Annotated in this window: 19 protein-coding genes; 6 read left to right on the forward strand and 13 right to left on the reverse strand. The window is 67.5% G+C overall.

Annotation, left to right across the window (positions count from 1 at the left end; translation table 11 throughout):
* Nucleotides 1-14: 14 nt before the first annotated feature.
* On the forward strand, nt 15-242 hold the full coding sequence (locus DN412_RS06670) for a hypothetical protein (protein ID WP_115013789.1): 228 nt from the start codon (nt 15-17) through the stop codon (nt 240-242).
* Between the two features lie 13 nt (nt 243-255).
* Here the strand turns inward: DN412_RS06670 and pgeF are convergent, their stop codons facing one another.
* Together pgeF and DN412_RS06680 are read right to left on the reverse strand one after the other, a co-directional pair.
* Nucleotides 256-1059, reverse strand: a complete 804-nt coding sequence (gene pgeF, locus DN412_RS06675) for a peptidoglycan editing factor PgeF (RefSeq protein ID WP_115013790.1) — start codon at nt 1057-1059, stop codon at nt 256-258.
* Nucleotides 1043-2302 (reverse strand): RluA family pseudouridine synthase, encoded by a 1260-nt coding sequence (locus DN412_RS06680; protein WP_115013791.1) that lies wholly within the window; start codon nt 2300-2302, stop codon nt 1043-1045. The genes pgeF and DN412_RS06680 overlap by 17 nt, the downstream gene beginning before the upstream one ends.
* Before the next feature lie 17 nt (nt 2303-2319).
* Here DN412_RS06680 and DN412_RS06685 point away from each other — a divergent pair, with 17 nt between their 5' ends.
* Complete coding sequence (locus DN412_RS06685) at nt 2320-3150, forward strand: outer membrane protein assembly factor BamD (protein WP_115013792.1); 831 nt, start codon at nt 2320-2322, stop codon at nt 3148-3150.
* An 89-nt stretch (nt 3151-3239) separates the two neighbouring features.
* Here the strand turns inward: DN412_RS06685 and yoaA are convergent, their stop codons facing one another.
* From yoaA to DN412_RS06700, 3 genes are all read right to left on the reverse strand, one after another.
* Nucleotides 3240-5402, reverse strand: a complete 2163-nt coding sequence (gene yoaA / locus DN412_RS06690) for a DNA repair helicase YoaA (protein WP_078196018.1) — start codon at nt 5400-5402, stop codon at nt 3240-3242.
* A 68-nt stretch (nt 5403-5470) separates the two neighbouring features.
* Nucleotides 5471-5674 carry a DUF465 domain-containing protein gene (locus DN412_RS06695; RefSeq protein WP_013956445.1) on the reverse strand — a complete coding sequence of 68 codons (204 nt, stop codon included), beginning with the start codon at nt 5672-5674 and terminating at the stop codon, nt 5471-5473.
* A 34-nt stretch (nt 5675-5708) separates the two neighbouring features.
* Nucleotides 5709-6512, reverse strand: coding sequence for a hypothetical protein (locus tag DN412_RS06700; RefSeq protein ID WP_115013793.1), 804 nt, complete (start codon nt 6510-6512; stop codon nt 5709-5711).
* A 167-nt stretch (nt 6513-6679) separates the two neighbouring features.
* Between DN412_RS06700 and DN412_RS06705 the strand changes: the two genes are divergently transcribed.
* The gene (locus DN412_RS06705) at nt 6680-9034 is read left to right on the forward strand and encodes a Tex family protein (RefSeq protein ID WP_115013794.1); all 2355 of its coding nucleotides are present in this window, start codon (nt 6680-6682) and stop codon (nt 9032-9034) included.
* Between the two features lie 59 nt (nt 9035-9093).
* Here the strand turns inward: DN412_RS06705 and DN412_RS06710 are convergent, their stop codons facing one another.
* Together DN412_RS06710 and DN412_RS06715 are read right to left on the reverse strand one after the other, a co-directional pair.
* Nucleotides 9094-10449: an ATP-binding protein gene (locus DN412_RS06710; RefSeq protein ID WP_115013795.1), complete on the reverse strand. Its 1356-nt coding sequence runs from the start codon at nt 10447-10449 to the stop codon at nt 9094-9096.
* The gene (locus DN412_RS06715; RefSeq protein WP_115013796.1) at nt 10446-11117 is read right to left on the reverse strand and encodes a response regulator; all 672 of its coding nucleotides are present in this window, start codon (nt 11115-11117) and stop codon (nt 10446-10448) included. Before DN412_RS06715 ends, DN412_RS06710 begins: the two co-directional genes overlap by 4 nt.
* Before the next feature lie 239 nt (nt 11118-11356).
* On the opposite strand from DN412_RS06715, the gene DN412_RS06720 reads away from it, so the two are divergent.
* Both DN412_RS06720 and DN412_RS06725 read left to right on the forward strand, forming a co-directional pair.
* Complete coding sequence (locus tag DN412_RS06720; protein ID WP_115013797.1) at nt 11357-13114, forward strand: ArnT family glycosyltransferase; 1758 nt, start codon at nt 11357-11359, stop codon at nt 13112-13114.
* 42 nt (nt 13115-13156) lie between these two features.
* A complete protein-coding gene (locus DN412_RS06725; protein ID WP_115013798.1) occupies nt 13157-14212 on the forward strand; it encodes a bifunctional UDP-4-keto-pentose/UDP-xylose synthase in 1056 nt (351 codons plus the stop codon).
* A gap of 117 nt (nt 14213-14329) precedes the next feature.
* On the opposite strand, the gene DN412_RS06730 is transcribed toward DN412_RS06725, so the two are convergent.
* Nucleotides 14330-16228: a potassium transporter Kup gene (locus tag DN412_RS06730; protein ID WP_115013799.1), complete on the reverse strand. Its 1899-nt coding sequence runs from the start codon at nt 16226-16228 to the stop codon at nt 14330-14332.
* Here DN412_RS06730 and DN412_RS42965 point away from each other — a divergent pair.
* The gene (locus DN412_RS42965; protein ID WP_133303029.1) at nt 16227-16484 is read left to right on the forward strand and encodes a hypothetical protein; all 258 of its coding nucleotides are present in this window, start codon (nt 16227-16229) and stop codon (nt 16482-16484) included. The two genes, DN412_RS06730 and DN412_RS42965, sit on opposite strands and share 2 nt — an antisense overlap.
* A gap of 62 nt (nt 16485-16546) precedes the next feature.
* Here DN412_RS42965 and DN412_RS06735 read toward each other — a convergent pair whose 3' ends face one another.
* The 5 genes from DN412_RS06735 to DN412_RS06755 form a co-directional block, all read right to left on the reverse strand.
* Nucleotides 16547-17272, reverse strand: coding sequence for an ABC transporter ATP-binding protein (locus tag DN412_RS06735; RefSeq protein WP_115013800.1), 726 nt, complete (start codon nt 17270-17272; stop codon nt 16547-16549).
* A complete protein-coding gene (locus DN412_RS06740; RefSeq protein WP_078196009.1) occupies nt 17269-18039 on the reverse strand; it encodes an ABC transporter ATP-binding protein in 771 nt (256 codons plus the stop codon). The genes DN412_RS06735 and DN412_RS06740 overlap by 4 nt, the downstream gene beginning before the upstream one ends.
* Nucleotides 18036-19133, reverse strand: coding sequence for a branched-chain amino acid ABC transporter permease (locus DN412_RS06745; protein ID WP_115013801.1), 1098 nt, complete (start codon nt 19131-19133; stop codon nt 18036-18038). Before DN412_RS06745 ends, DN412_RS06740 begins: the two co-directional genes overlap by 4 nt.
* 1 nt (nt 19134) lies before the next feature.
* Nucleotides 19135-20001 carry a branched-chain amino acid ABC transporter permease gene (locus DN412_RS06750; protein ID WP_078196007.1) on the reverse strand — a complete coding sequence of 289 codons (867 nt, stop codon included), beginning with the start codon at nt 19999-20001 and terminating at the stop codon, nt 19135-19137.
* Nucleotides 20002-20202: 201 nt separating this feature from the next.
* Nucleotides 20203-21405, reverse strand: coding sequence for an ABC transporter substrate-binding protein (locus DN412_RS06755; protein WP_115013802.1), 1203 nt, complete (start codon nt 21403-21405; stop codon nt 20203-20205).
* Nucleotides 21406-21433: the final 28 nt, after the last annotated feature.

Below are 21433 nucleotides of genomic sequence, written 5' to 3' on the forward strand. Positions count from 1 at the left end.
AGGATGAAAGTTTGATGTACATCGTGGCCATTGGCTGGCTCTACGTGGCGCTGATGATGGCGATCACCGAGCACAACGTGGTGGCGGGGGTTGCCACCTTTCTGATGTATGGGCTCGCGCCCGTGGCGCTGGTGCTCTACATCATGGGCACGCCCGGCCGGCGGCGGCGCAAGGCCGAAGCCGAGCGCGCCCAGGAGGCCGGGGAAGCAGCCAAAGGGGCGGCCAAGGGCAAGGACGAATGAGGCGGCGGCCGGCTCAGTCCGCCAGCCAGACCAGGCTGGCCATGCGGCCGGTCACGCCGTCGCGCCGGTAGGAGTAGAAGCGCCCGGCGTCGGCCACAGTGCAGGCGTCGCCGCCATGGATTTCCACGCAGCCCGCGCGGGCGAGCCGCGTGCGTGCCAGCGCATAGATATCGGCGAAATACTTGCCTGGCGCACCGGCGCGGAAGGCCGCGGCAACCGCGGCCTGTTCGCCGGGATATGCCTGCGCGAGGAAGGCCTCGCGCACTTCGGCACCCACCTCGAAGGCATCGGGGCCGATCGCCGGACCCAGCCACGCCAGCCAGCGCGCCGCACCACCGCAGGCAGCCGCCTGCATCCGTGCCAGCGTGGCTTCGATCACGCCGTTGCACAGGCCGCGCCAGCCCGCATGCGCGGCGCCCACCACCGTCCCCTGCGCATCGCACAGCAGCACCGGCAGGCAATCCGCCGTCATCACGGCACAGACATGGCCCGGCGCCACCGCCAGGCTCGCGTCGGCCTGCGGCACGGGATCGGCGGGCGCCGCCACATGATCGACGGTCGCCACCGCGCAGCCGTGCACCTGCTCCAGCCATTGCGGCATCGACGGCAGGCACGCAGCGAGCCGTTCGCGGTTGCGCGCCACGTCGGCGGGATCGTCGCCAACGTGGGTGCCCAGGTTCAGGCCGCCCGGCGCGCCGTCGGCAAGGCCATACGGGCCCTTGCTGACGCCGCCCTGGCGTGTCGTGGATAACGCGCGCACCCGCGCCGGCGCGGGCCAGTCGGGCACCAGCCAGGCCGGATCAGGCGTCGCGCTCATCGTCATTACCGTCGTCGGCTGCGTCTTCGTCATCGCCAGCGTATTCCCAGTGGGCTTCGCCGCCTTCCCACACCTCGTCCCAGGCCTCTTCTTCGTCGTCGGCCTGCGCGCCTTCGAAGTCCAGCGCATCGATCAGCGCCTGCAGGTCCTCGGGCGGCTGCGCGGTCCACGACATGTGCCGTCCGGTGGCCGGATGCACCAGGCCGAGCTTGTAGGCATGCAGCGCCTGGCGCTCGTACGGCACCGGCAGCGTCACGCGGATCGCCGGGCGCTGGCCGCGCTGCGTGGCGCGGAAATAAACCGGGTCGCCCACCAGCGGATGGCCGATGGATTCGAAATGCACGCGGATCTGGTGCGTGCGCCCGGTCTCGAGCTTGCACATCACCATCGACACGAAGCCCCGCCCCAGCGGCACCGTGGCCAGCGTGCGGAAATGCGTGCGCGACGGCTTGCCGCTGGCGGTATGCACGATCGCCATGCGCGTGCGCTCGCGCGGGTCGCGGCCGATGGGGGCGTCGATGGTGCCTTCGTCGTAGGTGCGGCCCCAGACCAGCGCGATATACGTGCGCTTGACCGTGCGCGCCTGCAGCTGGCGCACCAGGTCGGTCTGCGCGGTCAGCGAGCGCGCCACCACCATCAGCCCCGAGGTTTCCTTGTCGAGCCGGTGCACGATGCCCGCGCGCGGCAGCGCGGCGGCGGCGGGGTCGCGGTGCAGCAGGCCGTTGAGCACGGTGCCGCTCCAGTTGCCGGCAGCCGGATGCACCACCAGCCCGGCGGGCTTGTTGATCACCAGCAGGGTGTCGTCTTCATAGACCACGTCCAGTGGCACGTCCTCGGGCGAGAAGGCGGACGATTCCGGCGCGGCCTGCGGCTGGATCTCGATCCGGTTGCCCATCTGGACCGCATCGCGCGGACGGCGCACCTGGCCGTCGACGCGCACCGCGCCGCTTTCGATCCACTGCTGCAGGCGGCTGCGCGAGAACTCGCTGAAGTGACGCGCCAGCAATTTATCGAGCCGCTCGCCGTGGGAGGCGCTATCCACCTCCAACGACAGGCTCACGGCCTCCCTTGCGCTGCCGGACGGTGTCTCAACAAGGTCTTCAAATTCCTCAGGATTGGCCTCAAAATCGGCCACGGACGCGGCTGCGCGCACCCGTTCTGGTGGGAGTCCTCCCACGCCATCTCCTGCTTCGGAGTTGGGCTGGGGGCTTGGGCTATAATGCTTGACGCTATTTTTCTTCATCCGGGATACGATTGCCCATGCAATTGCAGAGCATGAAACGCGCGCGCTGGCGCACGACAATAGGAGCGGTTCTGCTCGCAGGCGGCTGCGTCATGCTGTCTGCATGCGGCCTGCTTGCGGACCAGCCCGACGAGACCGCCGGCTGGTCGGCCAACAAATTATATTCGGAAGCCAAGGATGCGCTGGATGGCGGCGACTTCACGCGCGCCGTCAAGCTGTATGAAAAGCTCGAAGGCCGCTATCCGTTCGGCCGCTATGCGCAGCAGGCGCAGATCGATACCGCCTACGCCAACTACAAGGATGGCGAAACCGCGGCGGCACTGGCGGCGGTGGACCGCTTCATCCAGCTGCACCCGAATCATCCCAATATCGATTACGCCTACTACCTGAAGGGGCTGATCAACTTCAACGACAACCTCGGCTGGCTGGGCCGCTTCTCGGGCCAGGACCTGAGCGAGCGCGATCCGAAGGCCGCGCGCGCCGCGTACGACGCCTTCCATACGCTGATCACGCGTTACCCGGAAAGCAAGTACACGCCAGACGCCACGCTGCGCATGCAGTACATCGTCAACGCACTGGCCCAGCACGAAGTGCATGCCGCGCGCTACTACTACCGGCGCGGCGCCTACCTGGCGGCGCTCAACCGTGCCCAGCAGTCGCTGAAGGACTACGACGGCGCACCGGCCAACGAAGAGGCCCTGTACATCATGATCCGCTCGTATGACGCGATGGGCATGAAGGACCTGCGCGATGACACCGCGCGCGTGATGGAGAAGAACTTCCCCGAGAGCGACTTCATCAAGTACGGCGCACGCCGCAAGGACAAGTCCTGGTGGGAAGTGTTCTGACACAGGCTGGCCAGCGGCTATAAAAAACGGGACGTATCATCCGATACGTCCCGTTTTTCTTTGCCCGGCGCCGCGACAGCCTGCGGCGATCAGTCCTCGGCCGGGTCTTCGGCGCTGGCTTCGACCTGCCCGGCCGCAGCCTCCTTGCCGGGACCGCGCAGCGACTCCAGGAACCGCACCACCGTTGCCGCCTCGCGCGTGCGCGTGAACGGGGGCAGGCTCTGCCAGATCTGGCGGCCATAGGGCTTCTCGACCAGGCGCGTGTCGAAGATCGCCAGCACGCCGCGATCCGACTCCGAGCGGATCAGCCGCCCCGCGCCCTGCTTGAGCGTGATCACCGCATGCGGCAGCTGGTGCACGGCAAAGGGGCTCAGGCCCTTCTTCTGCAGCACTTCCATGCGCGCGGCCAGCACCGGGTCGTCCGGCGGTGCGAACGGCAGCTTGTCGATGATCACCAGCGACAGTGCCTCGCCGCGCACGTCCACGCCTTCCCAGAAGCTCTGGCTGCCGACCAGCACTGCATTGCCCAGCTCGCGGAAGCGGTCCAGCAACTCGGTGCGGCTGGCCTGGCCCTGCACCAGCAGCGGCAGGTTCAGGCCGCGCTCGGCAAAGGCGTCGTACAGCAGGTCGGAAGCACGCTGCACGGCACGCAGCGTGGTGCACAGCAGGAAGGTGCGCCCGCCTGCCGCCTCGATCAGCGGCAGCGCCGCCTGCACCACGGCGTCGGTGAACTGCGGCGACTGCGGCGCCGGCATGTCGCGCGGCACGTAGAGCAGGCCCTGCTTCGCGTAGTCGAACGGGCTGGGCAGCGTCAGCGAGCGGTCCTTGTCCAGCCCCAGCTGCGCGGCATAGTGGGTGAAATTGCCCTTTACCGACAGCGTGGCGGAGGTGAAGACCCAAGCGCGCGGCTGGCCGTCGCGCTGGCGCGTGAAGATCGGCGCGATCGACAGCGGCGTGCGGTGCAGCTGCACGGTCTGCGAGAACACCTCGACCCAGCGCACGGTTTCAGGGCCGGCGGACACCGCGGGCGTTGCTTCGCCCTCGCCTTCCGGCGGCCGCGGGGCCGGCGCGGCATCGGTGCGCCAGGCCGCCAGCTTGTTGGCCAGCTCCAGCGCGCGGCGATGGCATTGCTGCAGCGATTCGGCGCGCTCGGCCTGGCTTTCGAGCATCTCGACGAAACCGGACAACGCCTCGTCCAGTGCATCGAGCGTCTCGTTGAAAGGCTCGGCGACACGGCGGTCGGCCTCGATCTGGCCCAGCGCCAGCCGCGCGTTGTCCTTGCTGAAGGCCAGCCGCAGGTCGCGCGCGGCGCGTTCCAGCGGTGCGGCGAGCGCCACCCAGTCCACCGCATCGCGCGCATGCGACAGGCCCTCGGCCACGGTATCGCGGGCGATTTCCAGCAGCTGGCTGGTCGAGAGGGTCTCGCCGAAGAACAGCGTGGCGGTCTCGGGGAGCTGGTGCGCCTCGTCGAAGATCACGGTATTGGCCGTGGGCAGCAGTTCCGCCATGCCGGTGTCGCGCAGCACCACGTCGGCAAAGAACAGGTGGTGGTTGACCACCACCACGTCGGCCTGCTGCGCTTCCTTGCGCGCGCGCATCACGAAGCAGTCCTTGTAGTAGGGGCACTCCGATCCGAGGCAGTTGTCGCGCGTGGAAGTCACCATCTGCCACACCGGCGCGTTCTCGGGCACGGAGGCCAGCTCGGCCTTGTCGCCGGTGGAGGTTTCCTTGAGAAAGCGGCCGATATCGCGCAGCCACGCCGCATCCTGGCGCGAGGCCAGGCGCCCGCCCGCCTGCGCGCGCTCCAGGTGATAGTGGCAGACGTAGTTGGCGCGGCCCTTGAGCAGCGCCACCGAGACCGGCACGTTGAGCGCGTGGCGCACGGTAGGAATGTCGCGCAGGTACAGCTGGTCCTGCAGGTTCTTGGTGCCGGTGGACAGGATCACCTTGCCGCCCCACAGCATGGCCGGGACCAGGTAGGCGTAGGTCTTGCCGGTGCCGGTGCCCGCCTCGACGATCACGGAATCGTTCTGTGCGATCGCGTCGGCGACGGCCTCGGCCATCTTGTGCTGCGAGGCACGCGGCCGGTAGCCGGGAATGGCCTGGGCCAGCGTGCCGGTATCGGCAAAGATGGTGGCAAGCTCGGCGCCGCGGCTGGCGCCGGCGTCGGCGGGGGCGGCATGCGCGGGCGCTTCGGCGTCGCTTGCGCCAAGGTCATCGGACAGCTCAGGGGAATCTGGAAGATCGGACAAGGCAGGGGGAATATTTTATGGGCCGCCGGCCGAAGCCGGCAGCATTCGGCAGCCTGGCGCGGATGCGCTCAGGCCGGCACGTCGGGTTCGAGCTGCAGCTGCAGCAGCGTGATCGCGTCCTTCAGCTTGAGGCGGCGCTTTTTCAGCCGGCGCAGTTGCAGCTCGTCATGCACGGCGTCGCTGGCGAGCCGGTCGATCAGGAAGTCGAGGTCGCGGTGCTCGATCTGCAACTCCATGATGCGCCGCTCCAGGGTGTTCAGGTTGCTGTCCATCTATGCCTCCGCTGCGCAGTCACGGTGCCGGGCCTCAGAAGCCGAACGGGCGCGGCGCTGACGCCTGGCCCTGTTGCTCCTTCGCCTTGGCGCGGCGCTCTTCCAGTTCCTTCTGGCGCTGTTCGAGGTCGCGCTGCTTGGCCTCGTATGCCTTCACGTTCTCCTGGCGCTGGCGGGCCTGCTCCGCGCCCTTCTGCTGCGCCTCCTGCATGCGGGCATCGTAGTCAGACTGCTTCTTCTCATAAGCCTGCGTGTTGGCGGCACGCTGCGGCGCCTCGCCCTGGCGCTGCGCATCGCGCAGCTGCTGTTCCTGCTGCTTCTTCTCGAAGGCCTCGCGGCTGGTCTGCTCACTGGCGGCGCGCTGGGGCTGGCTGGCCTCGAACTCGGCGCGGCGCAGCGCCTGTTCGCGGTCGCGTTCGGCCGCGCGGTGGGCGCGTTCGGCCTCGCCCACTTCGAGCTCGCGCTTGCGCAGCACCAGCAGTTCCTCGCGCTGGGCTTCCTTGGCCTTGTCGATACAGTGGTTGACAAAGAACTTGCCGTAGCACTCACGCTCAGCCGCGGCAAAGCGGTAGTTGGTCCAGGCGCGCGAATCGCTAATCGCCTGGCGCTCGGCGGCAAAGTCGCGCTGGGCACCCGGGGCAACGCTGGCGGCGGGCGGCGCGGCAGGCGCCGAAGCCTGCGCCTGGGCCTCGCGCAGCGGCACCAGCACGGCGCAAGCCGCCACGGCCAGTGCAGCCAGGGGGCCGAAGCGGAACAGGGAAGATTCGGGCACGTTGGCGAAGGTTGGCATGGCCAGCAGGGTGGCCTGGACGGCGGCCGGACGGGACTTGACGATCATGACCGGATTCTAGCATCCGGGCCGCGCACCGGCCTGCCCCGCCCCCCTTCCAAACGTGCCCGGGAAGCCGCCTGCCGCGCGTCCACCGCCCGCCCCGGCAAACCACGCCCGCGCTTGTGGCAAAATGCCCCGCTTTCGACTGACTGCGTTTCACGCTGCGCTCTCCGATGTCCAACCTGCCCGCATCCGTCTCGCAAAAGATTGTCTCGCTCATCGCGGCTGAACTGTCCGTGCAGCCCCGCCAGGTGGCCGCGGCCGTGGCGCTGCTTGACGAAGGTGCCACCGTCCCCTTCATCGCCCGCTACCGCAAGGAAGTGACTGACAACCTGGATGACACGCAGCTGCGCAACCTGGAAGAGCGCCTGCTGTACCTGCGCGACATGGAAGACCGCCGCGCGACCATCCTCGCGTCGATCCAGGAGCAAGGCAAGCTCACGCCCGAGCTGCAGGCCGCCATCGAGGCCGCCGAGACCAAGCAGACGCTGGAAGACCTCTACCTGCCCTACAAGCCCAAGCGCCGCACGCGCGCCCAGATTGCACGCGAATGCGGCCTGGAGCCGCTGGCGCAGGCACTGCTGGCTGATCCCACGCTGGACCCGCAGGCCGAGGCCGCCAGGTACGTCAACGGCAATCCCACCGCCGACGGCGGCGTGCCCGACGTCAAGGCCGCGCTGGACGGCGCGCGCGACATCCTGTCGGAACAGTTCGGCGAGACCGCCGAACTGCTGGGCAAGCTGCGCGAGCACCTGTGGAACAACGGCGTGGTGGCCTCCACCGTGATGGAAGGCAAGGAAACTGCCGAGGAAGAGAAGTTCCGCGACTACTACAGCTACAGCGAGACCATCCGCACGGTGCCGTCGCATCGCGCGCTGGCGCTGTTCCGCGGCCGCAATGCGGGCGTGCTGATGGTCAAGCTGGGCCTGGGCGAAGAGCAGGACGCGATGGTGCCGCATCCGTGCGAAGGCATGATCGCGCGCCACGTCGGCATCCAGAACCTCGGCCGCCCGGCCGACAAGTGGCTGGGCGACGTGTGCCGCTGGTGCTGGCGTGTCAAGGTGCAGCCGCACCTGGAAACCGAACTGCTGACGCAGCTGCGCGAAACCGCCGAGGGCGAGGCGATCAAAGTGTTCGGCCGCAACCTGCATGAGCTGCTGCTGGCCGCGCCGGCCGGCCCCAAGTCGGTGATGGGCGTCGACCCGGGCATCCGCACCGGCTGCAAGATCGCGGTCGTTGACCACACCGGCAAGCTGCTGGAAACTGCCACCATCTACCCGCACGAGCCGCGCCGCGACTGGAACGGCTCGCTCGCCACGCTGGCGCGCCTGGCAAAACAGCACAACGTGGCGCTGGTGTCGATCGGCAACGGCACCGCCAGCCGCGAGACCGACAAACTGGTGCAGGACCTGATGAAGCAGATGCCCGAACTGAAGCTGACCAAGATCGTGGTCAGCGAAGCCGGGGCTTCGGTCTACTCCGCGTCGGAACTGGCTGCCAAGGAATTCCCGGACCTGGATGTATCGCTGCGCGGCGCGGTGTCAATTGCCCGCCGGCTGCAGGATCCGCTGGCCGAGCTGGTCAAGATCGATCCCAAGTCGATCGGCGTGGGCCAGTACCAGCATGACGTCAACCAGCGCGAGCTGGCGCGCGCGCTCGACGCCGTGGTCGAGGACTGCGTGAACGCCGTGGGCGTGGACGTCAACACCGCCTCGGCGCCGCTGCTGGCGCGCGTGTCGGGCCTGAACTCGGTGCTGGCGCGCAATATCGTCGATTTCCGCGACGCCAACGGCGCCTTCACCAACCGCGATGCGCTGAAGAAAGTGCCGCGCCTGGGCGACAAGACTTTCGAGCAGGCGGCCGGCTTCCTGCGCATCAACGATGGCGACAATCCGCTGGACCGCTCCTCGGTGCACCCGGAAGCGTATCCGGTGGTGCAACGCATCCTGGAGCACGTCAAGAAGGGGCTGCGCGATGTGATGGGCAACCGCGACGCGCTGCGCGGCCTGTCGCCCGAAAAATTCACCGATGCGTCGTTCGGCCTGCCGACCGTGCGCGACATCCTGACCGAACTGGAAAAGCCGGGCCGCGACCCGCGCCCCGAGTTCAAGACCGCGACCTTCCAGGAAGGCGTGGAAGACGTGAAGGACCTGCTTCCCGGCATGGTGCTGGAAGGCGTGGTCACCAACGTGGCGGCCTTCGGCGCGTTTGTCGATATCGGCGTGCACCAGGACGGCCTGGTCCATATCTCGGCGCTGTCCAGCAAGTTCGTCAAGGACGCGCACGAAGTGGTCAAGGCCGGCCAGATCGTCAAGGTCAAGGTGATGGAGGTCGACGTCAAGCGCAACCGCATCGGCCTGTCGATGCGCCTGGACGACGAGCCCGGCCAGGCCGCGGCGCGCGCCGGCGGCGACCGTGGCGACCGCGGTGGCCAACGCAACGGCGGCGGCAAGAACTCTGGCGGCGGGCGCCGCGAGGCAGAGCCGGCCGGCGCCATGGCCGCGGCCTTCGCCAAGCTCAAGCGCTGAGCCGCACGAGGATGGCAACACGCGCCCCGCACGGGAAACCGTGTGGGGCGTTTTTCATTTCAGCCGCTATACGCAATCCGCACGGCCAGCCCCCTGCCTGCTCCATCCGAGCGGTTGGCAAACGCGATCTCCAGCCCATGCAGCCGCGCCACGCGCTGCGCGATGGAAATGCCGAGGCCGTGGCCCTGCTCGCGCTGCCCGGCGCCGCCGCGGAAGAAGCGGTCGCCCAGGCGCGCCAGCACGTCAGGCGCCACGCCCGGGCCCTGGTCGCGCACCGTGACGCTGTCGGGCCGGAAGTCGACCGTCACCAGCGCGCCCGGCGGGCTGTAGCGGATGGCGTTGTCGAGCAGGTTGCGCAGCAACAGCGACAACAGGTTGGTGTCGCCCGCCACCGGCAATGGCGCCTGTCCCTGCGGCGGCCATTCCAGTTCCACGTCGACCTGTTTCTGTTGCGCCAGCGCCAGGCAGTCCGACAGCGCCTGCTGCGCCACCGGCAACCAGCTGACCGGCTGGCGCGACGGCAGGCTGGCGGCATCTTCCAGGCGGCTCAGCGTCAGCAGCTGCGACACCAGCCGGCTGATGCGGTCGATGCCGGTGGCCACGTTGGCGCGTGCCTGCGCGCGCTCGGCCTCATCGGTGGAGCGCTCGGCGATCTCCCACTGCGCCTTGAGCGCGGCCAGCGGCGTGCGCATCTCATGTGCGGCATCGGCGGTCAGGCGCCGTTCGTGCTCGATCGAATCCGATACCCGCGCCAGCAAGCAGTTCATCGCATGGACCAGCGGCACCAGTTCGCCCGGCACGGCTTGCAGGCTGAGCGGGCGGCGGTCCTCGGGGGCGCGGCCCTCGATGTCCGTCGACAGGGCCCGCACCGGCGTCATGGCGCGCCGCATGAACCAGATCAGCAGGCCGATCAGCACCGGCAGGCCCGCTGCCCAAGGCAGCACCTGCGCGGCGATATAGGACAGGATCAGCTCATTGCGCTCGCCCAGTTGCTGGCCGACGCACACGCGCCAGCCGCTGCCGGGATCGTCGAGGTAGTACAGGCGCCACCGCGCCTTGTTGATGGCGACGTCGGTAAAGCCCTTGATGCCCGGGGCGCGTGGCAGCAGGTCGCCGTCCGGATCGATATGCAAGGGCTTGCCGTCCGGCAGCCACACAGCAATGGCGAGGTCGCCCAGCCCCGCGTCGCCCTGGTCGCCCTCGACCAGGTGGGGCTGCATGGCGCGCGACGGTGCCGCGGCGACGTCGACCAGCGGCAGCACCGAGTGCAGCTGCAGCGCCATGCGCACCATGTCGGTGTCATAGAGTTCGTTGATTTCGTGGCGGGCGCGCACATAGGTCATGCCGATAGTCAGCAGCCACACCACCGGCGCGGCAATGAGCACCGCAAGGATGAGCCGGCGCTGCAGCGTCATGCGCAGTCCTCGGCCGCGCCAAGCGTGTAGCCGGCGCCGCGGAAGGTGCGCACGATCTTGGGGTGGATCTTGCGGCGCAGATGGTGGATGTGGACCTCCAGCGCATTGCTTTCGACCCCGCCCTGCCAGTCATAGAGCTTGTCGCGCAGGAAGTCACGCGTCAGCAGCCGGTTGGGATGCGCCAGCAACAGCTCCAGCAGCATGGCTTCGCGGCTGGTCAGCTCCACCGACTTGCCCTGCCAGTACGCCTGGCGTGCGGCCGGGTGGAACTCCAGCGCGCCGTGCTTCCACACTGGCGACGACAGGCCGGCGGCGCGGCGGGTGACGGCACGCAGCCGGGCGGCCAGCTCATCGAGGGCGATCGGCTTGACGAGGTAGTCGTCCGCACCGGCGTCCAGGCCGCCGATGCGGCTGTCGATCGCATCGCGCGCGGTCAGCACGATCACCGGGATGCGGCAGCCGCGCGCGCGCCAGCGCGACAGCAGCGACATGCCGTCTTCCCCCGGCAGGCCCAGGTCGAGCACCACGGCATCGTAGTGAACCACGTCGAGCGCATGGTCGGCTTCGGCGCCAGCGCTGAACCAGTCGACCGCATAGTCGAGCAGCTGCAGACCGCGCCGCAGACCATCTCCCAGCATCGGGTCGTCTTCAACAATAAGGAGTCTCATTCTTTGATCAGTTGCGGCGTGTGTTGCGTGTGCGCCACGCCAGGCGCAAGTATCTCGAACGTATCACGGCATTGTGCGCGAGCCGCCTTAATATTCCGTTAAGGTTCGGCAATTATCCTCCCGCTCTCCTTGCCAGCGCCTGGCCGTTCAACGCGGCGCTGAACTTTGGCGTGGACAAGCCTTGTCACCCACGCCCCCTCCACACCTCGTTCACCCCTTTCACGCCGAGCCCATCCCGCATGCAGCATCGTTCCGATCGCCTCGCCGACGAGCCTGGGCACGACACCGCCCGCCCCGCCGCGCCGTGGCATGCCGCCCGCTTCGCGGGTATTCCCGTGGTTGCGCTGGTGGTGCTGGCCTTCGTGCTGCTGTGGTTCGGCACGCTGGATGTGCGCCACCTGCTGGGCCCCGACGAAGGCCGCTATGCCGAGATCGCGCGCGAGATGCTGAGCACCGGCGACTGGGTCACGATCCGTTACAACGGCTTGAAGTACTTCGAGAAGCCGCCGTTCCATATGTGGGCCACCGCGGTGTCATTCTCTTTGTTCGGCATCGGCGACTGGCAGGCGCGGCTGTGCGTGGCGCTGTCCGGCATGATCGGGCTGGGTGTGTCGATGCTGGCAACCGCGCGCTGGTTCGGTGCGCGTGCCGGGCTGCTGGCCGGACTGGTGCTCGCGGCTGCGCCCATGTGGAACGTTGCCGCGCATTTCAATACGCTGGACATGACCCTGTCGGGCGTCATGGCCTGCGTGCTTGCGTTCATGCTGCTGGCCCAGCATCCGGACGCCACGCCGGCGGCGCGCCGCAACTGGATGCTGGCGTGCTGGGCGGCAATGGGCGTGGCGGTGCTGACCAAGGGACTGGTAGGCCTGGCGCTGCCGGGGCTGGTGCTGGTGATATACACCTGCGTGACGCGAGACCTCGCACTGTGGCGGCGCCTGCACGCGCCGGCCGGGATTGCGCTGATGCTGCTGGTGACGGTGCCCTGGTTCTGGCTGGTGGACCAGCGCAACCCGGAATTCCTGCGCTTCTTCTTTATCCATGAGCACTGGCAGCGCTACACCTCGACCGTGCATGCGCGCAAGGGTGCGCTGTGGTACTTCGTGCCGTTGCTGGTGGGCGGATTCCTGCCCTGGCTGGGGCTGGTGCCCGGCATGTTCCGCGCCGTCAGGCAGCGCGCCGGCGTGAGCGACACCGGCGGCACCGGCGGTATCAAGCCGTTCCAGCCAGCGCTGATGGCCGCCTTGTGGGCGGTGTCGATCTTCGTGTTCTTCAGCCTGTCGGGGTCGAAGCTGCCGGGCTACATCGTGCCCGTGTTCCCGGCACTGGCCATCCTCGCAGGCGTGGCCCTGACCCAGACCGGCGAGCGCGCCTGGACCCGGCAACTGCGCGTCATGCTGGTCATCGGCGCCATCGGCCTGCTGGCAAGCCCGATCGTGGCCACGCTGAATTCCAACAACACGCCGAATGTGCTGTACCGCGCCTATGCGATCTGGGCGGCGCTGGCTTTCGCGCTGGTGATTGCCAGTGCCGCCGTCGCGTTGTGGCTGCTGCGGCGGCAGAGCCGCATGGCCAGCGTCACGGGCTATGCCTTCGGCATGCTGCTGGCATTCTCCGTGGCGCTGCTCGGCCATGAAACCATCGGCCGTTCGGCCTCCGGCATCGACATGATCGCGCCGATCGAGCGCGTGCTGCGTCCCGGCATGCCGCTCTACGCGGTCGGCCTGCTTGACCATACCCTGCCCTTCTACCTGCGCCATCCGCTCACCATGGTGGCGCAGGCCGACGAGCTTGCCTTCGGCACCGAGCAGGAGCCGCAGAAGTGGCTGCCGACCCGCGATGCCTTCGTCGAAGCCTGGCAGCATGGCCCGCCCGCCGTGGCACTGCTGTCGCCATCGGCGTTCGCCGAACTGAGCACGCGCGCGCCGATGCATGTCATCGCACGCGACTGGCGGCGCGTTGCTGTTACCAACTTTCCCTTCGCCGGCGAGCGCTAGGCGCGCCGGCGCACCCCTGAATCCCTGCCACAGTTAAACCCAATGCAAGGCAAGAAAGTACTGATCCTTGGCGTCAACGGCTTCATCGGCCACCACCTGACGCGTCGCATCCTGGAAACCACGCCGTGGGAAGTCTACGGCATGGACATGTCGTCGGACCGCCTGGGCGACCTCGTCGACCACCCGCGCATGCACTTCTTCGAAGGTGACATCACCATCAACAAGGAGTGGATCGAGTACAACATCCGCAAGTGCGACGTGGTGCTGCCGCTGGTGGCCATCGCCACCCCGGCCACCTACGTGCGCCAGCCGCTGCGCGTGTTCGAGCTGGACTTCGAGGCCAACCTGCCGATCGTGCGCGCCGCGGTCAAGTACGGCAAGCACCTGGTGTTCCCGTCGACCTCCGAGGTCTACGGCATGTGCAGCGACGAAGAATTCGACCCCGAGGCGTCGCCGCTGGTCTACGGCCCGATCAACAAGCCGCGCTGGATCTATGCCTGCTCCAAGCAGCTGATGGACCGCGTGATCCACGCCTACGGCATGGAGCAAGGCCTGAACTACACCCTGTTCCGCCCGTTCAACTGGATCGGCGCCGGGCTGGACTCGATCTTCGAATCGAAGGAAGGCTCGTCGCGCGTGGTGACGCAGTTCCTCGGCCATATCGTGCGCGGCGAGCCGATCAAGCTGGTCGACGGCGGCGCCCAGCAGCGGGCCTTCGCCGATGTCGCCGACGGCATCAGCGCGCTGATGCGCATCATCGAGAACCCCAACGGCGTGGCCAGCGGCAAGATCTACAACATCGGCAACCCGGGCAATATCCACTCGGTGCGCGAGCTGGCCGAGATGATGCTGAAGATGGCGGCGGACTATCCCGAGTACGCTGACGAAGCGCGCAAGACGCAGATCGTCGAGACCTCGTCGGGCGACTTCTACGGCAAGGGCTACCAGGACGTGCAGCACCGCGTGCCGAAGATCGACAACACCGTCGAGGAACTGGGCTGGAAGCCCGAGATCAGCATGGAAGCGGCGCTGCGCCGCATCTTCGAGGCGTATCGCGGCCACGTGAGCGATGCCCGCATCCTGGTGACTCAGGACTAAAGTCCCGGCGCCGCAGGCTCAGGCGCCGGTGCGGATGGCAAAACCCCCGGGGTGGCCTGGCGGCGCGCCCCGGGGGTTGCGAAGGATCGACGGATGCGGGCGCCGCTGCCCGCGCGTTCAGATCTCGACCTTGGTGCCCAGCTCCACCACCCGGTTGGCCGGGATCTGGAAGAAGTCGGACGGCTTGGCGCCGTTCTGATGCATCCAGGCAAACAGGCTCTCGCGCCACATCGGCATGCCCGGCAGCTTGGACGGGATCACCGATTCGCGCGCGATGAAGAACGAGGTCTCCATCAGTTCAAAGTGCATGCCCAGCTTGCGGTCGGCCAGGTCCAGCACCTTCTGCACATCCGGCGTTTCCTTGAAGCCGTATTCGGACTTCAGGATATAGACGCCGCCGCCCAGGTCCTTGCTGCTCACGCGCTTGTCATCGTCCACGTAGGGGATATCGCGCGTGACGAAGGTCAGGAACACCACGCGCTCGTGCAGCACGCGGTTGTGCTTCAGGTTGTGCAGCAGCGACACCGGCACGGAATCGGTATTGCCGGTCAGGAACACCGCGGTGCCCTCGACGCGGTGCGGCGGGTGCGCCAGCAGGCCGGCGATAAAGGGCTCGAGCGGGATGCCGTCTTCCAGGCTGCGCGCGCGCAGCAGCTTGCGGCCGCTGTACCAGGTCATCAGCAGGAAGAAGGCCGTAGCGCCCATCAACAGCGGGAACCAGCCGCCTTCGGCGATCTTCAGCAAGTTGGCCGCGAAGAACGCCAGGTCGACCAGCAGGAATGACAGGCCGATCAGCGTGACCAGCACCGGATTCCACTTCCAGACATTCCGCATCACGACCGCCGCCAGGAAGGTCGTGATCACCATGGTCGTCGTGACGGCGATACCGTAGGCAGCAGCCAGGTTGTCGGATTTCTTGAACGCCATCACCACGATCACCACCAGTACCAGCAGGATCCAGTTGATCACCGGCAGGTAGATCTGGCCGATTTCCGCTGCGGAGGTATAGCGGATGCGCATGCGCGGCACGAAGCCAAGCTGGATAGCCTGGCTGGTCAGCGAGAAGGCTCCCGAGATCACGGCCTGTGAAGCAATCACCGTGGCGGCGGTCGCCAGCAGCACCATCGGCAACTGCAGCATGTCCGGCACCATCAGGTAGAACGGATTGGAGACGTTTGCCGGGTTGTTCAGCAACATCGCGCCCTGGCCAAAATAGTTGAGCATCAGGCAGGGCATCACCAGCACGAACCACCCATAGCGGATCGGGCGCGCGCCGAAGTGGCCCATGTCCGCATACAGGGCCTCGGCACCGGTCAGCACCAGGAACACCGAACCCAGCACGACGAAGGCCTGCAGCGAATGCTCCATCAGGAAGCTGATCGCATAGTGCGGGCTGACTGCCAGAAGAATGCCCGGCGCCTTCACCAGGTGCAGCAGCCCCAGCGCACCGAGCGCGATGAACCACACAACCATGATCGGGCCGAACAGCTTGCCCACGGCATGCGTGCCGCTGCGCTGAATGAAGAACAGCGCGCACAGGATGACCAGCGTGATCGGTATGACGAAATGCGACAGGCCCGGCGCGGCGATTTCCAGGCCTTCCACCGCCGACAGCACGGAGATTGCCGGCGTAATGACCGCATCGCCATAGAACATGCATGCGCCAAAGATGCCCAGCATCATCAGCAGGTGCGCCATGCGCGAACGCGGTGCCGCCGTGCGCAGCGCCAGCGCCATCAGGGCCAGCACGCCGCCCTCGCCGTCATTGTCGGCGCGCATCACGAACATCACGTATTTGAGCGAAACGACGATGATCATCGCCCAGAACAGCATCGAGATGATGCCAAGCACGGCTTCAGGGCTGAACGGAATGCCGTGTTCCTGGCTGAAGCATTCCTTGAGCGAGTAGAGCGGGCTGGTGCCGATATCGCCGAAGACGACGCCTACCGCGCCGATCACCAGGGCGCGCGTACTGGGGCTCTCGACAAAATAATGGCTGGTTGTGGACTGGGTCATGAAATTGGGTCTGCTCGGCCGGCTCGCCGGCAGCTCTGTTGGCTCTGCCGCAATCCGTTCCCATCCGGCGCAACAGGAGGCTGCGCCCGTTTCCGGTTCTTCTTGCGGTTCTTATTGCATTGCACAAACGCGCGCAATTCTAGTTGAACTGTCGACTATCGACCACTGCGGCAAAAAGGGATGCCGCTTTCGTGACTTCGCAAGGATGGGAGGGAAGCGGCCGATGGTCAAGCCCCGGCTGAGCAAAACTGCGTGACTTCGCGCCCGCAAGTGCCGTTGCGGCAGCGCAACAGAGGAGCCGCATAAGGCACTCCGCGTTCAGACGCCGAGATAGCGGTCCAGGGCTTCGGGCTTGCCGGCGAGGTCCGACGCGGGGCCGGCCATCACCACCCGGCCCTTCTCCAGCACCACGGCGCGGTCGGCGTGCGCCAGCACCGAGCGGAAATTGCGGTCGACCACGACCGAGGCGATGCCGGTGCCGCGCACGGTGGCGATGACTTCCCAGATCTCGCGCACGATGCGCGGCGCCAGCCCTTCGGTGGCTTCGTCGAGCACCAGGCAGTCGGGATTGGTCATCAGCGCGCGGCCGATGGACAGCATCTGCTGCTCGCCGCCGGACAGTTGCTGGCCGCCATGGGACAGGCGTTCCTTCAGGCGCGGGAACAGGTCGAGCACGCGCGCTTCGTCCCAGTCATTGCGGCCGTTGCAGCCCTTGCGCGCGGCCATCAGCAGGTTTTCGCGCACCGACAGGCTGGGGAAGATGCCGCGGCCCTCCGGCACATAGGCCACGCCCAGGCGCGCCACCTCGAACGGCTGCGCGCGCGAGACATCGCGGCCGGCCACGCGGATTTGCCCCTGGCGCTGGCGCACATGGCCCAGCAGCGTGCGCAACAGCGTGCTCTTGCCCATGCCATTGCGCCCCAGCAGTCCGACCGTCTCGCCCACGCCCACGGTGAAGTCGACGTCGCGCAGCACGTGGCTGGAGCCATACCAGGCGTTGATGCCGGTGGCTTCGATCATCGGCGCATTGGTCGGTGCGTTCATGCAGCCTCGCTCTCTTCCTCACCCAGGTAGGCGACCTGGACCTCGTGGTTGGTCCGGATCGCCTCGGGGCTGCCGGTGGCAATCACGGCGCCGTTGACCATCACGGTGATGCGGTCGGCGACCGAGAACACCGCGTCCATGTCATGTTCGACCAGCAGGATGGCGTGGCCCTCGCGCAGGCCGCGCAACAGCGCCAGCATCCGCGCCGACTCTTCCGCGCCCATGCCGGCCAGCGGCTCGTCCAGCAGCAGCGCGACCGGCTGCGTGGCCAGGCACATCGCCACCTCCAGCTGGCGCTTCTGGCCATGCGCAAGATCGCTGGCGAGCCGGTCCGCCAGGTGCGCCAGGCCGGCGCGCTCCATGGCCTCGTCGGCCAGCGCGGCGCTGGTGCGGCAGCGCTGGGCGCCTTCCCACAGGCGCCAGGCGCGCTGCGCGCGCGACTGCGCGGCCAGCCGGCAGTTCTCGCGCACCGTCAGCGGCAGGAAGATGTTGTTGCGCTGGTAGCTGCGCCCCACCCCGTGGCGCGCCAGCCGCGGCTGCGACCAGCCGGTCACGTCCTCGCCCTTCAGGTGCAGGCGGCCGGACGACGGCGGCAATTCACCGGACAGCATATTGATCAGCGTGGACTTGCCCGCGCCGTTGGTGCCGATCACGGCATGGATCTCATGCAGTGCCAGCGACAGGTCGACGTCAGCCACGGCGGTCAGGCCGCCGAAGCGCCGGGTCAGCTGCCGCGCCTGCAGGATCGGGGTGCCTTGCGATGTCATGCGGCCTCCGTATTCCGGTGCCCTTCGCCGCGGCTGTCCGCGGTGCCCGCGGCCTCATCCGTGCCGTTGCCGGCATCGCCATTGCGGCGTCCGCGGCGCCCGTGCCGCAGCACCGACGGCAGGCTGACCAGTCCGCGCGGCAGCAGCGCCACCGCCACGATGATGAAGCCGCCCATCAGCAACTGCCAGTGCTTGGTCAGCGTACTGAACCACTCGGCCAGCAGCACGAACGAGAAAGCGCCCAGCACCGCGCCGGCCAGGCTGCCCACGCCGCCCAGGATCACCATCAGCATGGCGTTGCCGGACTGGTGCCACGACGCGATCTCCGGATTGACGAAGCCAAACTGGATCGCATAGAGAAACCCGGCCAGCCCCGCCAGCAGCCCGCCCGCGACAAAGGCGCCAAGCTGGTAACGGTACGTGGCATAGCCGGCCGCGCGCATGCGCTGCTCATTGTGGCGGATGCCGACCAGCGCGTGGCCGAAGCGCGAGCGCAGCACCAGCATCAGCACCGCCACCGTCACCACCAGCCCCAGCCACACCATCCAGTAGAAGTGCATGGGGTCGTTGACCGTCAGCGGGTGTTCGCCGGGCACCGGGAACTCCGGCCGGAAGTAGATATAGGTACCGTCGCTGCCGCCCGCGACGTTGGTGTCGTGGAAGACGAAATACACCATCTGCGCGAACGCCAGCGTCACCATGATGAAATACACGCCGCGCGTGCGCAGCACCAGCGCCCCCACCACCAGCGCCAGCGCGGCCGATGCCGCGAGCGCGCCGGCCAGCAGCAGCCAGCCATTGCCCGGGCCGGCCTGTGGCGCCAGCATCGCGGTGGCATACGCCGCCATGGCAAAGTACGCGGCATGCCCCAGGCTGACCAGCCCGGTGTAGCCGATCAGCAACTGCAGCGACAGCGCGAAGATCGCCATGATCATCACCTTGCTGAGCAGCTCGATATAAAACTTGTGGCTGTCCGCGGTCAGCAGCAGCGGCAGCCCGGCCAGCAACGCGAAGGCCACCAGCCAGCCCAGCGCGGTGGCGAGCGTGGCGTTGCGGGCAGCGTGCCGGCGCGCCGGCGATGTCGTCGGATTCATGTCATCCCGCCTTGAACAGCCCCTGCGGCTTCCACAGCAGGATCACCGCCATCAGCAGGTAGATCAGCACGCCGGCCGCCTCCTGCCAGAACACCTTGCCGAAGGTATCGACAAAACCCAGCAACAGCGATGCCACCAGCGCCCCCTTGACCGAACCGATGCCGCCGATCACCACCACCACGAAGCAGACGATCAGCACCTGCGCACCCATGCCCGGATAGACCGACGACACCGGCGCTGCAATCATGCCGGCCAGCACCGCCAGCGCCACGCCCAGCGCGAACACGAAGCGGTACAGCACCGTGATATTGATGCCGAGCGACTGCACCATCTCGCGATTGGTGGCGCCGGCGCGGATCATCATGCCCAGCCGGGTGCGGCGGATCACGTAGTACATCGCCACGGCCACCACCAGGCAGATGGCGGAGATAAAGAGGCGGTACACCGGGTAAGTCATGTCGTTGCCGATCGCCAGCGCGCCGTCCAGCAGCGCCGGCACCTGCACGCCGTGGACGTCGTCGCCGACCAGGATGCTGCGCAGTTCCTCGAACACCAGGATCAGGCCGTAGGTCATCAGCACCTGCTGCAGGTGATCGCGCTCATACAGGTAGCTGAAGAAGGCCCACTCCAGCACGTAGCCGAACGCCACCGCCAGCACGATGCCCAGCGGAATGGCGATGAACAGGTTGCCGGTCAGCCCCGCAAGCGTGAAGGCCAGGTAAGCACCCAGCATGTAGAAGCTGCCGTGGGCGAGGTTGATCACGCCCATGATGCCGAAGATCAGCGTCAGGCCGCTGGCGACCAGGAACAGCAGCAGGCCGTACTGCACGCTGTTCAGGCACTGGATCAGGAAGGAGACGATATCCATGCGGGGTAATGCACCAAATGTCCGACAGCGCCACGCGTGCCGGTGGCAGGCTCCCCTCTCCCGCGCGCGGGAGAGGGGTTGGGGGAGAGGGCCGGCGCTTGCGGGATGCGAAGGCCTTCACTTCGTTGGGGGCTCCTGCCCTCTCCCCCGCCCCTCTCCCGCAAGCGGGAGAGGGGAGCAAACCGGCAGGCCTGGATGGCCTTACAGCCGGCAGCCGCGCGCAGGATCAGCCAGCGCCTTCACCGCAACCGAGCTGACCTTGTTCTCGCGCCCGTCGACCTTGCGCAAGTAGAAGTCCTGCACCGGGTTATGTGCCTTCGACAACGTGAAGGCACCACGCGGGCTGTCGATCTTTGCCGCGCCCATGGCCTTGTACAGGTCGGCCTTGCGCGTCATGTCGCCCTTCACCGCGGTGGCGCCGGCCGCCAGCAGCTGGGCGGCATCGTAGCCCTGCACCGCGTACACGTCGGGCTGCAGCTTGTAGGTCTTGGCATAGTCCAGGCGGAAATTCTTGTCGCGCGGGTTGGTCAGGCCATCGGCGTAATGCAGCGTGGTTTCCAGACCCTGCGCGGCAGTGCCCTGCGCCTCGAGCGTGCCGTCGGTCAGGAAGCCCGAGCCATACAGCGGGATCTTGTCCTTGAGTCCCGCCGCGGCCCAGTCCTTGACGAACTTGACGGCGCCGCCGCCGGCAAAGAACACGAACACGGCGTCGGGCTTGAGCGAGGCCACTTCGGTGATCAGCGCCTGGAATTCGACATTGGGGAACGGCAGGTTCAGTTCCTTCACCACCTTGCCGCCCTTGGCTTCGAATGCTTCCTTGAAGCCCTTCACCGACTGCTCGCCGGCGGCGTACTTCCAGGTCAGCGTCACCACCTTCTTCAGGCCGCGCTCGCCCAGCACCTGGCCCATGGCGTAGCCAGGCTGCCAGTTGGAGAACGAGGTGCGGAAGATATTGGCCCCGCACAGCGGCCCGGTGGCTTCGTCCACGCCGGCGTTGGGGATGATCAGCAGCGTGTTGTTTTCCTTGGCCACCTTGACGATGCCCATCTGCACACCGGAATGCACCGTGCCGACCACCACGTCGACCTGGTCGCGCTTGACCAGCTTGGTGGCGTTCTCCGGCGCCTTGGCCGGATCGGATTCATCGTCGACCTTGAAGTACTCGATGTCGCGCCCGCCGAGCTTGCCGCCCTGCTGCTGCACGTACATGCGGAAACCGTTCTCGATGGCGGTGCCCAGCGCGGCATAGGTGCCCGTGTACGGCAGCATGAAGCCGACCTTGATCTTGCCGCCCGGCGCCGCGGGCGCGGGGGCCGCCGGCTGCGCGGACGCGCTGGCCATGGCAAAGACGGTGGCGACGGCAAGGCAGGCAGGCGCAAGCCTGCGCGAGGTGAAGCGACGCATGGTGTCTCCTGGTGATCAAGCCGGTGGC

The organism is Cupriavidus lacunae (genome assembly GCF_003353055.1).
In the GTDB taxonomy this organism is placed as follows: Bacteria; Pseudomonadota; Gammaproteobacteria; order Burkholderiales; family Burkholderiaceae; genus Cupriavidus; species Cupriavidus lacunae.